This is a genomic window from Bartonella queenslandensis, from assembly GCF_018155095.1.
Classification (GTDB): Bacteria; Pseudomonadota; Alphaproteobacteria; order Rhizobiales; family Rhizobiaceae; genus Bartonella; species Bartonella queenslandensis_B.
The window spans coordinates 13576-28879 of sequence record NZ_NAAI01000016.1; the positions used below are offsets into that span (position 1 = coordinate 13576).

A 15304-nucleotide genomic window follows, 5' to 3' on the forward strand; every position below is an offset into this window, starting at 1 on the left:
CACTCTGTAAGCAAAATAAAATATATGTCCAAATTGGAAAAAAGAGGGGAATACACCTGTTTTTAGGCAATCTTTATGGAAAGAAACCTCATTTAGAAAGAATAGGAATGTATAAAAATCAAAAGAAATTTCTATTTTGATTATCTCTTTATTCGACTGTACAACACTCAAAAGCACTCAGAGCCACATCTTTAAAAAGTCAATGTTACCCATGACTTCATGCGGTTATTTATTGCATTCTTAAAAAATACATTTCTCAAAAAACAATATGATGTTTCTCATACACCAATTTTCTCAGATATCTCTCATTCCTTCCCCCCCATTTCACAACAGCAGCGGATATATAATATAAAGGTTTATCCGATACAGCCCTCACTGCACTTGAACAGCATCTTTTTCTTTCAAATTTCTAATGGTGTATAAATCCTCTCTTCTTAACACAATTCTCCAAACGATATTGTCTCCTTATGTTAAACAATTTTTTATCCATCTACCAATCCTACATATGCAAACGAATGTTTTTTATCGATTCAAGAGCATCAAAAATATTTTTAGTATTCTAAATTAAAAAATATCTTTACAAACCGGCATATTATAAAAAATATGAAGAAACTCTAAAAGACATATTTTGAAACGATAACGTACAAATTTGCTCAGTTTTTCAAGAAAAACAAAAAAATCCCCCCAAATATATTAAAAAGAGGTGCAAAATCATACTCTATAAAAAGGCTATAACAACAAAATGAATAGAGAATGAAAAAAACCACAAGCATAACTTGTGGCTTTTTTTTAAATTAATCAAAAACAGGAACAACACTAGAAATGATAACGCAATCCACCCGAAAAACTCGTTCCAGAAAAACCAGCTTTTGTTAGCTTGCGCTGATACATCAAATCGCCATGAAGTGCAAAATTTTGAGACAATTGTGCATTAAAACCTAATCCAGTTTCTAATGAAGAACCAAAAGCTCCTAGCTGAAAAGCATCTTTAAAATGCACAAACTGTTTTCCTTCAAAACCATGAGCAAAATGAAGCTTGCCATAGAAAGAAATAACTCGAGCCTCATCATTAGCAACCAGCATCTTTGTTAAACGCCCTCCAACACGCCCTACCCACTGATGAAGCTTTCCTAAGTCAATATCAAAGCCATCTACATCACGCACTTTATTAAATGGAAGATATTGATAAACAACCTGAACTTGCGGATCAAAAATAAAACCATCCTCTCCCACCATAAATGTTTTTCCAGTAGTTAATGAAGCACTTAAAGGATTTCCCTTTAATGTTGCCGTTTTACCCCGTGCTGTTGTAAGAACATCACCCTTTAAGAAACCATAAGACACAAGACCATCAACGTAAAAACCTGCATCATGCTGCATACCGCCATATGCCGCAACGGACCATTTATCAAATGTACTTTTTTGACTCTGTTCAACATTCACAGGTTGCAAGGAAAATTTCTCATAAGACCCCATAATTCCAAAAGAAGTCGTCCCATACATATTTTCGATTGCTTTCAGCAAAACACCAGCTTCTATGGCATTATAATTCAACTCACCGCCATAACCATATTCAAGCGCAGAAAGATTTGAAGTATAATGATGATTACCGCCATAACCGCGCACAAAAAAGAGAGGATTTTCGCGACTCTCTAACAAGCCGCCAGCAGCAATTCGCAAAGATTCCAACTGCTTATTTTGATTACTAACATTCATCAAACCAATATGACGTAAGACATTAGGTAAAAGGAGATAAGTCGGAACCTGCGGAACAACAGCTTTAACGCCTGGCTTAGGCACAGGATGAGGCTCTGGTTCTGGAGAAGGCGTTGGACTAGGAGGAATTGGAGCAGGAGGAATTGGACTAGGATCTGGTTTAGGTTTAATATCAGGATCTATAGATCGACTCTCGAGACGGAAATCCCAAAATTCTCCGGTTCCTTCAACAAGCCTTTGAGCAGCATTGGCTTTTCCTAAATCAGATTCTGGACCATAACCATAAAGCTTATACTGATAAGGTAACTCGTTTAACGCTACATAACCACCTTCTAACTGAAAAGAATCTTGCTTTGCTTGTCCAGAAACCTGAATGATTGAAAGTCCTTGATCATTGCCCCCTCTGCCCGTATATCCTCCTGGACTTCCTGCAACAGCATGCACACGGAGCATTGTTTTTCCCAAAACATCCCCATGAATTAAAACACGATCCGTCTTTTGATGACCAAGATCCCCCCCCTCATTCAGATAGCTATTAAGAGAAATAGAGGCACCCTCCCGTGCTCTATAAACTTCACCCTCTCCCTTTCCAATACGAAGGGTTTGATAACCATTAACAGAAGAAGATTCTGGTCTTTTAAAATGAATAGAGCTCTCACCCATAAGACTGACCAATGAAATAGAAGAATCATTTGCGGCCTCATGTTGATCTTTTTGCAACTGCTGTTGTAAAATCCATGTAGAGCGACCTCCCAAATAAAGTTCGGCATTAGAATCTTTATCAACGTGAGCACGACCTTCAAGCATAGAACCATCAGCCAAAACCGTTAGAGAAGCCCCTTTCTCAGCTTTTAATAAAAAATCCCCTGAATGAAGAGTACTTTTCATCAAACTCACCGCACCAGAAATAACATTGCTACCATAAAGAGCTGTATCGTCTAAAACAGAAAGCTCTGTTGCATCCAAATTAACAACTTCTAATCGTGGTGGAACTTTTTCTTCCCCTAATGAAGTCTCCTCTTTTTTATCCCCATCTTCAGTCCATGGCTTTTCTCCCTTAAAATATATACCGTAAGATCCAGCGCCATTTACATTAATAGTAGAGGATTTAATATTAACTTCAGTCGCAAAAAACTCGGACTCGGAATGAGAACCCTCATTTGATAAATCTTTAACTCCCCGCTGAGGAATAGAATTGACTTTATTTTCTAATAATACGCCATGGACATCCATAGCATGAATAGTCGTACCCTTTAAATTAACAGCCTTCCCTAAATCCGTATACAAAACTGCATGATTATTCGAATTTTTTTCTTTACCTTTCCCAGTAATTTTAACATTCTCGAGGTTTACCTTCCCCCCTAACATCGAAGAAACCCCATGGCTGTTCGTAAAATCAACTGATCCACCTGACATCCAAACTTCTGAACGCTCATAACTTAAAAGACTTGCATTCCCATTAGTCGTCTTAATGTCTGTATCTTCTAAAAGAACAAATGCTCCCTCTGCTGCATCAACTCCTTCATGACTTTCCTCAATCTTTCCATTTTTTACCTCAATCACTCCATCACTTGCACGAAGAGCTATAAGTGTATTTTTGATAGCCGGACTGTCCAAAACAACCTTACCGTCCTCTAATACGTGCACACCCATTAGAAAAGTTTTATCAGCCACTTCACTGCTAACCATTACATTTTTTCCACTAACCTTTGTGCCTATTCCCTTCACCGTTATAGCAGTAGGTTCATTAGGATATTGAGAAACATTCTCATTCGTAATCTTATAAGATTTATTATCAATTTTAGGATCCTCCCCTGCAGGCTTCTTCACATGGTTAGGATCCGTCCCACAATTATCGCATACATAATACAACCCATTATAGTAATAAAACGCAGAATCAAAACCTCTTGCATCAGAGCCCTCATTTTTAACCGTATTATCGACATTTTTCTCATACCCTTTCCCCCCATTTTGATGTCCGTTCTCTCCCTCCTTTCCACTCAGAACACGATAGTCATTCCCCCCACGAATACCCTCATCGTTATTGCCAATACTAGGATTACCATAAATCCCCCCACTCTCTCCCTTAAGAGGAAGCTTATGCCTATTACTCCCGCTAATAAGCTGAGTATGAGGAATAAAACGAATACCATTGATCGGAGTAACAGTTATAGTATAAGATTCACTACTTTTCCCCTCCATAGCCGCATAAACTTCTCTTCCATTTTGGAGCAAAGAAAGGATAGCTGTTGTACAAGCACACAAACATACATGATTTCTAAAAACTTTAATCATCGTTCCCTCGAAACTTTCCTTCCCCTCTCATCAAAAAAACAAAAGCACTTGCAAAACATCCCACTGCGCACCTCAAAATAGGAAAGGTGTAACAAAAAAAGACATGCCTCATGCTCACTTGAACCGTGCAATGAATTATCTCTATAAACTTGTCAGAAGCTCTACGCGCAAAACTATCTATAAGAGAATAACAACATAACACACTTTATAAGTGTATAATGCATTCTGTATTGCGTGTAAAGAAAAAATAAAACCGATGCGTGTAATTAATTAGAAACACAATTTAGCCTTGTGAATTTCAAAAAATTACTCCACAAAGAAATAAATGAAAAAATGATTTAAATCAGTGAAAAATAAACTCTTAAAAATGAGCTTTAAAAAGTATCAAATATTATATTGGATAATATCAATACGGTATAAAAAAGATAACATAACACATAGTGGACTCCTGCACGCTTAAAAAGCCCATACAAGTGAGTCACTCTATCGCATCACCAGCAGCAAAATTTTTAAGAAAATTTGCTTTAGCGTAGAAAGACGCGCTCATGCGTACAATAAACTATGTTTTTTTATTCAGATCAAGAAGATGAGAAGCTTTTAAGAATAACACAAGTTGTTATAAAGAAAAAAGGCAGCACAGTGTGCTGCCTTTTCTAAAAAGTACATCATGTAGCTTATATTAGAACTGATAACGCACGCCTCCGGAGAAACTTGCTCCAGAAAAACCAGCCTTATTAAGCTTATGTTGATAAAGAACATCAGCATGCAGAGAAAACTGCGGCAACAATTTGGCATTAAATCCTAATCCTGCCTCTAGTGAAGAACCAAATGCCCCTAACTTGAAAGCATCATTGAAATGCACAGACTGTTTTTCTCCAAAGCCATGCGCAAGATAAAGCTTACCATAGAAAGCAACCGCATCCACACCTTCAGAACCTGTAGGAGTCTTGGTCAAGCGTCCACCAACACGTGCCACCCACTGATCAAGTTTGCCCATTTCAATATCAAAATTGTCAATATCACGGGCCTTATTAAACTGGAGATGTTGATAAACAACCTGAACCTGTGGATCAAAGACAAAGCCCTTATATCCTGTCGCAATCGTCTGACCACCGGATAAAGAAATACTCAAAGGATTGCCTTTTAATGTTGCTGTTTTACCCCGTGCCGTCGTCAGAACATCACCATTGAATAAACCGTAGGATAAAAGACCATCAACATAGAAGCCAACATTATGCTGCATGCTTCCATAGACTGTAGCAGTCCATTTATCAAATGCACTCTTCTGACTTTGCTCAACATCCAAAGGCTGTAGAGAAAGTTTTCCATAAGTTCCCATAACACCAAAGGATAGAGCACTATCAGTATTTTCAATAGTTTGCAGCAGCACACCTGCCTCTACACCACGATAGTCAAGCTCGCCGTCATACCCATATTCAAGCGCAGATAAATCTGAAGCATAACGGTAACTTCCACCATAGCCGCGCAAGTATAAAGCAGGATTCTCACGATCCTCTACCATTCCTGTAGAAGTCATCCGCAAAGTCTCCAACTGTTTGTTTTGATTGTTAATATCCATAAAACCAGTATGAAACACGCTATTAGGCAAGACGAGATACGTTGGCACTTGTGGAACAACAGATCTTACGAATTGTTCAGGAAGGGCAGCAGATCCAGCAGACTTAACATACTGATTTTCTAAACGGAAGTTCCAAAACGCCCCACCATCCCTAACAAATTTCTGCTGAACATGCTCCTGTTTTGAAGTTGCTTCTGGACCATAAGCACGAAGAGTGTATTTGTAAGGTGAGTTGATCAGTGCAACATAATTTCCATCGAGTTGGAAAGAATCTTTCTTTGCTTGACCATAAACCTGAATAACTGAAACACTGTGAGCAATCTTGGTATTCGCTTGACCATTCCCACCATTGCCCTCATCGCCTCGTACATGTATTTTTGTTTTTCCAGAAACATCGCCATGAATGACAAGCCGATCCGTTACTTGCTGATCACTCGGATCATGAGGATTTAAACGTGCATTGAGATGAATTACAGAATTCCCCTGCGCCTCATAAACTGTGCCTTCCCCATTTCCAATATGGAGAGTCTGATATTTTTCCTCAGATTCTGAAGATCTGAAGTTAATAGCACTATTAATAAGTCTCACAGAAGAAATGCATGAATCCACACATCCTAAATCTGGAGTACCTAAATCCTTCTGCACACTTCTTTTGAGAATCCACTCTGAACCATTAACCAAGTCTAATTTTGCATAAGAATCCTTATTAACGCGAACACCACCTGTAACAATAGAACGATCAACGGAAACAGATATATTAGAACCATTCTCAGCCTTCAATAACAAGTCACCCGCAAGAGTTGTTTCATTTTCTAACGAAACACGACCACCAGAATGATTACCATAAATCGCTATACCATTAGCAACTTCAAATGTAGTTTTTTTCAATGAAATTGCCCCTGTTATGCCTATAGGCGTTCTCTCCTGTGCGGATATAGCACTCCGCTTAACAACATTTGCATTCTCAGTTGTTAAATCTTTACTCCGATTTTGTTCACTCGCTTCTTTCTGTATGAGCCCATCAAAATATATACCATAGGTCCCATTACCTTCTACTCTAACAGTAGAAGATTCGATATTCGCGTGATTCATAGCAGGACGAACCTCAGGAGATCTTCTCCTCCGAGTAGAACCCGCCTCAACAACACTATCACCATTCATAACCCACAAAGCATTTGCATCAGTCGTAATGCTCCCATTCCTAAAATCAATAGAAGCATTATCACTCAACATAAGAGCTGCACGCCCTAAACTCCCTGCAGAATCTGACTTATCCTGCGCTTTTTTCGCAGTAACTCTCACTCCATCTAATTTAACGCTGCCTCCAGATTCTGATCTCACTGCCACTCCTCTTTCGATAGAAATAGCTCCATAGTTCATGCTTATCTCACCAGCCTTACTTGCCAGACCAGCTGTAGCCAAGTTCCCAGTTACGTTAATTGCTGTACCCTGCAAATCAATCGATGATCCAGAATCTGCGAAAGCACCTACATAACGCGCATTAACTGCTCCTCCTGTCATCTTAAGCTTTCCACCAGTTTGCGCTTCCAGCCCAATTACAGAAGACTGAACCTTAGAGTTTTTACCCAAAACAACTTCTGCATAGTCTTCTGCAAACACAGCACTCACAGCCTTTAATGCAGTCAAATCAACATTATTTTGACTATCAGAAGAATCCGCACCACTAATGGTAACACCTTCTAACTTAATAACCGTATTCTTATTTTTCGCATGCATAGAATGTTGCGTGTTATCAGCTGTCTTCAGTGTCTTTCCTTGTATTGTATGCGATTGACCTCCACTACAGGTATAAGCACCATCTCTCTGTACACTATCACTACACTTAATAGAATTTGCAGATGCAAGAGCATTAGACTCTCCATTAGATGTCTGAGGGCTCTTAACTACTGGTAAAATACGCCCTCTAGGTCCACCCTCTGTCTTTTTAGGCGCAAGATCTGTTTTTTTAGATACAGTAGGAACAACACTAGTCTTCCCTAAATCTTTCTTAACTGCATCAAATGTTCCCGCCAAACTCTCCGATGTAGAAGCAGATACAACCTTACCCCCAATAGACCCTTCCACTCTCTTAGAAGAAGGACGTTTTTCAATCGCCAAACTCTCCGATGAAGAATTAACAACTGTAGCAGGAATATCCTCAGTTGCGGATTCTACAGCCACCGAATTATCCGATCTAGAAACTTCAGAAACAGAGGCAAGCTCAATTTCAGAAAGCGCTCCTTCTTCCATAGTTATAACAGATTCTGCAGTATCCGGATCACTCGGTGCAGGAATAGAGGAAGGTATAGCTTCAGGAAGCATATTAACCTCAGAAACTGAAGGGATTCCAGATAGGGAATTTAAATCCACATTAGAAGCAGAATCCACTATAGTATATTCTACTTCATTCTGGGAAGTCTCTCGACTCGGATCTACAAGAAGGGAAATAGCCACACTTTCATCTGTGGTCTGTAGATCTGTATAACGATCTAAATTTTTCCCCAAGGTATAAGGATCCTCCTCCCTTTCTCTTCCATCAACAGTCCTCCCAATTACCGAAATACTTAGTGGATTGGATGGATTATGTTCTGTAGTTTCAGGAGTTGAGATAGAAATTTCACCGGCTGGATCTTCTCTTGTAAGTACAGAACTTCCAACAGGTCCATTAACTTCCTCCACACCAAGAACTTCTACATCAGATCTCACCAATTCAGGCTCTACATCAGATCTCGCCAATGTAGCATTATCACCAAGTCTCATCGATGGTATAGAATCTTCCAACGAAACAAAATTAACAACTGGAGTAGATATTACTGAAGATTTTGGCTTTGAAGAAACCTTTTTATTTTCCTTATTTTCCAAGCTGAAAACCCACACGGTCTGATATTCATTTGTAGCACTCTGTCCACTTGAAGGTCTTCTTAAAGCAGTAGAAACTCGCATTGGACCAGAGGCCTTAAGAATATATTGATAAGGTGATCCCTGCAATGTAACATATTCATTAGCAAGTTTAAAAGAATTTTCTTGTGCTTGTCCATAAACTTGAATAATTTGAAGAGGGGCAGGTTTTTCCCTATTTTCCCCCTGTCCAGCTTGATTCCGTACACCTTGACGCTGAATTTTCTCTCCTTCTTTTAGCTTTCCATTTAAAGTGGCAATGATAGAATTATTATTTACATACACCTTCGTTGTTCCAGAAACATCGCCATAAATCAAAAGCCGATCAGACAAAAGCTTAGCGCTATCTGAATTAGTAGAAATAAAATCCACATTGACATAAAGCTTGGAATCTTCACTAGCAAGATAAACTGTACCTTGCCTATTTCCGATCTGCAGTGTTTGATAACCTTCATTTGAATCTCTTGGAGGCAAAAATGCAATACTACTACCAGAAAGACTTACAGATGAAATACATGAATCTATACAATTTTCATTTTTCTCCAACTGTTTATGATGAGTACTTTTTGTTAAATACAATTCTGAATCAGCCAAATGAAGCCCAACATTCGCTTTCTTATCAATATGAGCCGCACCTATAATTGAAGATTTATAAGCGTACATTAATAGATTAGAATGAGATCCAGCTTTCAAAAATAAATCACCTGAAAGAACAGTACCCTCTCCTAAAATGACAGCAGCACTTACATCACCACCATAAATAGCTATACCTTCTGGAATCCTAAGAGTAGCCTTTTTTAAAGAAACCACCTGCGATTTTCGATTACTGGACTCATTTCTTATGACTCTGTTTTCATCTGAAACTTCTCCCTCTTCTGAATTCGCCGTATTAAAATACATGCCATAAGAATTTTTCCCCATTATTTGAATAGTTGATTCTTTAATATAGGCGCTAACCTTAAAAGAATCTACACTCCCCCAATTATTATTTATATATTGCAAAAAACGACCATTCCCTACAATATGATTCATAGTAGAGTTAACATCACTAAAAGCATCCTCTGTAACATGATAAACATCATAAAGTGCATTCATTTCAAGCATTTGCTCCTTCGTATAAGCAATACCCAAAGAATTGTTATCGTCATTATGATCACCATCAATAATAAAACGAGAACTCAAAACACCAGCCCCGAAAGCACGATCATCCACTGGAGCGACTAAAAATTCATCAAAACCACCAGTAACCCACAGAGCAACTGCATCAGAGCCCTCAAAGTTTCCTTTATTAAAAGAAATAAAACCCCCATCTGACAGGAATATAAGACTTGAAGAACTTGTGGAATCAATATCATTTTGCGCCTCTCTCCCCTTTTTAAGGTTAATATTAACTTCATCCAGTTTCACAACCCCTTTATACCCCGATACAACTCCCAGCCCACCTTTATCAAGATTAATTGACCCAGATTGCATCAGCATTCCAGATCTGCCCGCACTTTGCAAACCAACCCCAACATTATAAAAATTCACTCTATCTAGAAAAACAAACGACCCCAAATCAGCAGAAGCTCCTATCTTAGTATAATAAATGCCCCCACCATGCATATAAATTCTTCCCTCGCTTTGAGCATCAACCCCAACTATAAATCTCTTAATATTTGACTTTTTTAGCGTAATTTTTGAATTAAGTGTTGCTAATATTCCTGCCCCAAATTTTGCATCCAGATAGCCATTTAAATTATTAGGATCATTATTTTCATTAGAATTTAAAACAATATTGCCTTCTGGAAAAGCTACACCCGTAATATATACTTTATCTAACTCAACAGTTGTACCTAAAACTGAATAAGAAACAACTTCATCACCGGCACTCCACAGGCTTTTCCGAGTAATCTTTCCTGTTGCATGCATAGCATTATCGCCAAAGTTCGACACACTAATAGCACTTCTCTTTATCTCATGAAAACCTCCATCAGAACAGACTATAGAGCTCAACAACTTATAAGCATAAGTATTAGAACACTGACCAGCTGCACCAGGGACGACAGCACCAACGCCACCAGGAATTCCACCAACACCAACGCCACCAGGAACTCCACCAACGCCACCAGGAACTCCACCAACGCCACCAGGAACTCCACCAACGCCACCAGGAATTCCACCAACACCAACGCCACCAGGAATTCCACCAACACCAACGCCACCAGGAACTCCACCAACGCCACCAACACCTGCTTGTTCTCCGCCAGCGCCTTGAACTTCAACGGCTTTTAATGGTTGAGAAGACACGGGTAATGTTGCTTGTGACAATTTAGGAAGAAAGCTGAATGAACCGCCTAAAGATGGTAGAATATGTGAAAATGAAGGAATATTAAACCAACCACTCCCCACAGAAACATCTACTCCTTGTAAAAAGAGGAAAGCACTTGTTGTTAGTGCGTACAAACGTGTACGCTTTTTAAATACATTGATCATATGTCAAAACTTTCTAAATAATGTTGCAAAAACACTAGAATTAAGTGAAAATGAGGTAAGTGAACGATTTGTAACATATGTTAGTCAACTTTACAACATAGTGTTATTTATTAACACTTCATTTTGTGCATAAAAATACCTAAATTAAGGTTTTTAAATGCATAACCCCTTGTAATATCAGATAAAAGGATAAAATCATGATGATAAAATATATGAAATGGATGACGTCTGTTTTACTGGTTGCAATTAGCTTTGCAACAGTTTTATGGACTCATACGAGTATTGCAAATACGAGTCCCAAGACGAATAATGTAACAATTAATCATGTTTCAGGCACGACTTCTGTTCCCGCTTCTCCGCAAAAGGTTGTTGTTTTTGATATTGCCGCGCTCGATAATATGAGTCGTCTTGGTATCAAAGCGGTTGTCGGCATTCCTGAAGGAAAAAAGCCTTCCTATCTGCAACAATTTGATGATGCAAAATATGAAAAAATTGGAACCCTTTTTGAACCGGATTATGAAAAAATTGCCACTCTTCAACCCGATTTGATTATTATTTCCTCCAGAACCCAAGCAAAATATAATGATTTATCAAAAATCGCTCCAACAATTGATCTCACAATAGGAAACGAAAATTCTCTTGAAGATATTAAACGAAATGTGTCTATCCTTGGAAAAATTTTTGGTAAAGAACAGGAAGCAGAAAAAGAAATTACAAAACTCAATGAAACTTTAGCTGAAGTCCGTAAAAATACCCAAGGAAAAGGCACTGGGCTCATCCTCATGACCTCTGGTGGAAAAATCAGTGCTTTAGGACCAAAGTCACGTTTTGATATTTTCCATTCTGCTTTTGGTATTGCTCCTGCAACCGATAAACTCACTGTACAAAAACATGGACAACTTATTTCTCCTGAGTTTATTCTTGAAACAAATCCTGATTGGTTGTTGGTGATTGATCGCGATGCTGCTATTGGACGGGAAGGACAATCTGCAGCACAACTGCTCAACAATGAACTTGTGCATCGCACAACAGCAAGTAAACAAAACCAAATTATTTATTTGGACTCTTGGAGCTGGTATCGTGCAAGTGGTGGTCTAACAGGACTCTTTGAAACTGCGCAGCAGATTAATGAAGCCTTTACAAAGAGCAAATAAGCACACGAAAGAGCTTGATTGCTATATGAATAAAATTTAAAAGCAGAGGTTGTTTATGAAACAACCTTTGTTTTTTGTTAAGTTTTGCGAGAAAATGACGTGAAGAATTATTGGATAACCATAACACTTCTAATTTTCTTATCCATCTTCAGTATTTTTGTTGGTTATTCTGATGTCACACCTTCTGACCTCTTTGCAGCCGATCCCCATGCGTGGTTTATTTTTTGGCAAACACGTCTTCCTCGTACCATTTCAGTCCTTTTAGTAGGCGCAGCACTTGCACTTTCAGGCATGATTATGCAACTGTTGACACGTAATCGCTTTATCGAACCATCGACCGCCGGAACCGTTGAATCTGCTTCCCTTGGCATTCTTTTTATTATGATTTTTCTGCCCGATATTCCTGTTTTAGGAAAAATGGTCGTTGCGACAATCTTTGCCATGACAGGCACTTTACTTTTTATGTTTTTATTGCGCCGCCTTCCTCTAAAATCTGCTCTCATTATCCCCCTTACAGGGATTATGCTAAGCTATATTATTGGCTCTTTAACCAATGCCATTGCAGATTATGAAATGTTACTTCCTTCTCTTCAAGCCTATTTATTTGGTAGTTTTGCCATGATTCTTGAGGGAAAATATGAACTTTTATGGCTATCCCTTCCCCTTTGTATTCTGGCCTATTGTACTGCTGATCGCTTCACAGTTGCAAGCTTAGGAGAAGATTTAACCAACAACCTTGGATTGAATTATCGTGTTGTCATGTTTTTTGGTCTTTTTATTATCGCCTCGATCACTGCTGTTGTTGTTTGTACTGTCGGCCGTATTCCTTTTGTTGGATTGATTATTCCAAATATTGTTTCAAGTTTCATGGGAGATAATATGCGCTATACTGCTCCTTGGGTAGCTATTAGCGGCGCCGGATTGGTCTTGATTTGTGATCTTTTAGGACGAATCATTCATCCTTCTCTTGAAATTCCCATCAGCACTATAATGGGGGTAGTTGGTAGTTTTATTTTTATGATACTGCTTTTACGCTGGAGAAAGCGTCTTGGATAGAAGAAAAAAAACAATATGTGTATTAACAACGCTTATCATCATAGCATGTACTGTTATTAGTCTTTACATGGCGTGGAATATTAATGTTTATACATGGACATTTCGTTTTACAAAACTTTTCTCTTTGCTTCTTATTGCCTATGCGATAAGCGTTTCTACAGTTTTATTTCAAACAATCACGAATAACCGTCTTCTGACCCCTTCAATTATGGGATTTGATCAGCTTTATATTTTAATAAAGACTGTCTTGATGTATTTTGTAGGTTCTCTTTCTTTACCCTTTTTAAATGAAGAAGGACAACTCATTCTCGAAGCCCTCATTCTCATTCTTTTTTCAATAAGCCTTTTTCGCTGGCTCTTTTCAGGAAGCTTAAAAGGACTTCACTTGACGCTTTTAATGGGGGTTATTTTAGGTGGCTTTTTTTTTAGTTTACGGATGTTTATGCAATTGCAACTCAATCCAGACCAAATGATGAATTTAACGGATATTATGTTTGCAAATTTTAATAAATTTAATACATCCCTCATAAGCTTTGCCACACTCATTGTTTTCATTGTGAGTTTTATTGGATGGCATTCCCGTCATCTCCTTGATATTTTGGCTTTAGGACGTGAAAATGCTCTCAATTTTGGTGTTAATTACCAAAAAAGTGTGACAGCTATCCTTATTTTTATTTCCATTCTTGTCTCTATTTCCACCGCATTAGTAGGCCCTGTCACCTTTTTTGGGTTGTTAGTTGCCAATCTTTCCTATGAACTTTCTCCTCAAGCAAAACACAGTGTCGTTGTGCCGATTGCAATATTATTAGCGATTATTTGTTTGGTGGGGGGACAATTTATTTTAGAGCAAATTTTTCACATGGCAGGACGTTTAAGTTTTATCATTGAGTTTTGTGGAGGGATTGTTTTCTTAATATTACTGATGAAGGGAAAACTAAAATGATTGAAATCAATCACATTTCCAAGGCTTACGGAGCACGATTGATTATTGATAATTTATGCCTTCATCTGCCCAAAGGGGGGATTATTTCTCTCATTGGCCCTAATGGTTCGGGAAAATCAACTCTTTTAATGCTGATAAGACGTCTTTTACCACACCACCAAGGAACAATTCATATCGACGGCTTTAATATTGATAAAGTACCCCATGATATTTTGGCTCAAAAGCTCTCAATTTTACGTCAAGATAATCCTTTATCCTTCCGATTAACTGTGTATGATTTAGTGAGTTTCGGACGCTATCCTTATTCGAAAGGCTGGTATACACATGAAGATAAACAATTTGTCGACAGTGCACTACGCTATCTCGGCTTACAAGATTTAAAAGACTGTTTTTTAGATGAACTTTCTGGAGGGCAGCGTCAACGCGCTTTTATCGCCATGGTTATTTGCCAAGATACTGATTATCTTCTCTTAGATGAACCATTAAACAATCTGGATATGAAACATGCCGTTTCTATGATGAAACAGCTACGCCGCACAGCTGATGAACTGAAAAAAACCATCCTTATTGTCATGCACGATATTAATTTTGCCTCATCTTACTCAGATATGATTGTAGCGCTGAAAAATGGGAAAGCGGCCTATTGTGGAACTCCAAAAGAAATTATGCAACCCGAAATTCTTAAAGATATTTACGATGTCGATATTCAAATAAAAACAATCAATGACATCCCTATCGCTCTTTATTATCGGTAATCATAAAGACTTTTTGCGTTTGCCTACACCACAGAATCTGCTAGAAATATTAAAATTAACTTATTGGGGAATAGTTTAATGGTAGAACAGCGGACTCTGACTCCGTCAATCTTGGTTCGAATCCAAGTTCCCCAGCCAAATTTAGGGTTGTTGTAGCTTGCTGTAGCTTGCCACCAGGTTTTGCTGTAGCTTGCCACCAGGTTTTGCATAATTTGACAGCAGGTTTTGCATCAATTTATTTTTTTTCGAAGGGTTTTTAAGGGGTTCTCAAAGGGGCTTCAAAGGTTGTTTAAAGCCTCTTTAATGAGTCTTTATTTTTCTCTCTTATAAGGTCGCAATTTTTGATGATGAGTTCTTGAGCTGGAATCATATTATTTGAGAAGCAGCGTATATAAGATGTGTTCACCTCTTTGAGCATAAATTGACTAATAGT

The 15304-nt window shown here is 38.3% G+C and carries 6 protein-coding genes and 1 tRNA gene; 5 read left to right on the top strand and 2 right to left on the bottom strand.

The genetic code is table 11. From position 1 onward, the window contains the following. Positions 1 to 816: 816 nt before the first annotated feature. Complete coding sequence (locus B5V81_RS08385; RefSeq protein WP_212113075.1) at positions 817 to 4011, bottom strand: autotransporter family protein; 3195 nt, start codon at positions 4009 to 4011, stop codon at positions 817 to 819. Positions 4012 to 4690: 679 nt separating this feature from the next. Continuing rightward, on the bottom strand, positions 4691 to 10963 hold the full coding sequence (locus tag B5V81_RS09000) for an autotransporter outer membrane beta-barrel domain-containing protein (RefSeq protein WP_244979457.1): 6273 nt from the start codon (positions 10961 to 10963) through the stop codon (positions 4691 to 4693). 200 nt (positions 10964 to 11163) lie between these two features. On the opposite strand from B5V81_RS09000, the gene B5V81_RS08395 reads away from it, so the two are divergent. From B5V81_RS08395 to B5V81_RS08415, 5 genes are all read left to right on the top strand, one after another. Continuing rightward, the gene (locus B5V81_RS08395) at positions 11164 to 12117 is read left to right on the top strand and encodes a siderophore ABC transporter substrate-binding protein (protein WP_212113079.1); all 954 of its coding nucleotides are present in this window, start codon (positions 11164 to 11166) and stop codon (positions 12115 to 12117) included. A gap of 99 nt (positions 12118 to 12216) precedes the next feature. Further along, positions 12217 to 13173 carry an ABC transporter permease gene (locus B5V81_RS08400; RefSeq protein ID WP_212113076.1) on the top strand — a complete coding sequence of 319 codons (957 nt, stop codon included), beginning with the start codon at positions 12217 to 12219 and terminating at the stop codon, positions 13171 to 13173. Continuing rightward, entirely contained in the window at positions 13166 to 14116 is a 951-nt protein-coding gene (locus tag B5V81_RS08405) for an iron chelate uptake ABC transporter family permease subunit (RefSeq protein WP_212113077.1), read from the top strand. Before B5V81_RS08400 ends, B5V81_RS08405 begins: the two co-directional genes overlap by 8 nt. Next, positions 14113 to 14871: an iron ABC transporter ATP-binding protein gene (locus B5V81_RS08410; protein WP_212113078.1), complete on the top strand. Its 759-nt coding sequence runs from the start codon at positions 14113 to 14115 to the stop codon at positions 14869 to 14871. Before B5V81_RS08405 ends, B5V81_RS08410 begins: the two co-directional genes overlap by 4 nt. A gap of 64 nt (positions 14872 to 14935) precedes the next feature. Beyond that, positions 14936 to 15009, top strand: a tRNA-Gln gene (locus tag B5V81_RS08415). Positions 15010 to 15304: the final 295 nt, after the last annotated feature.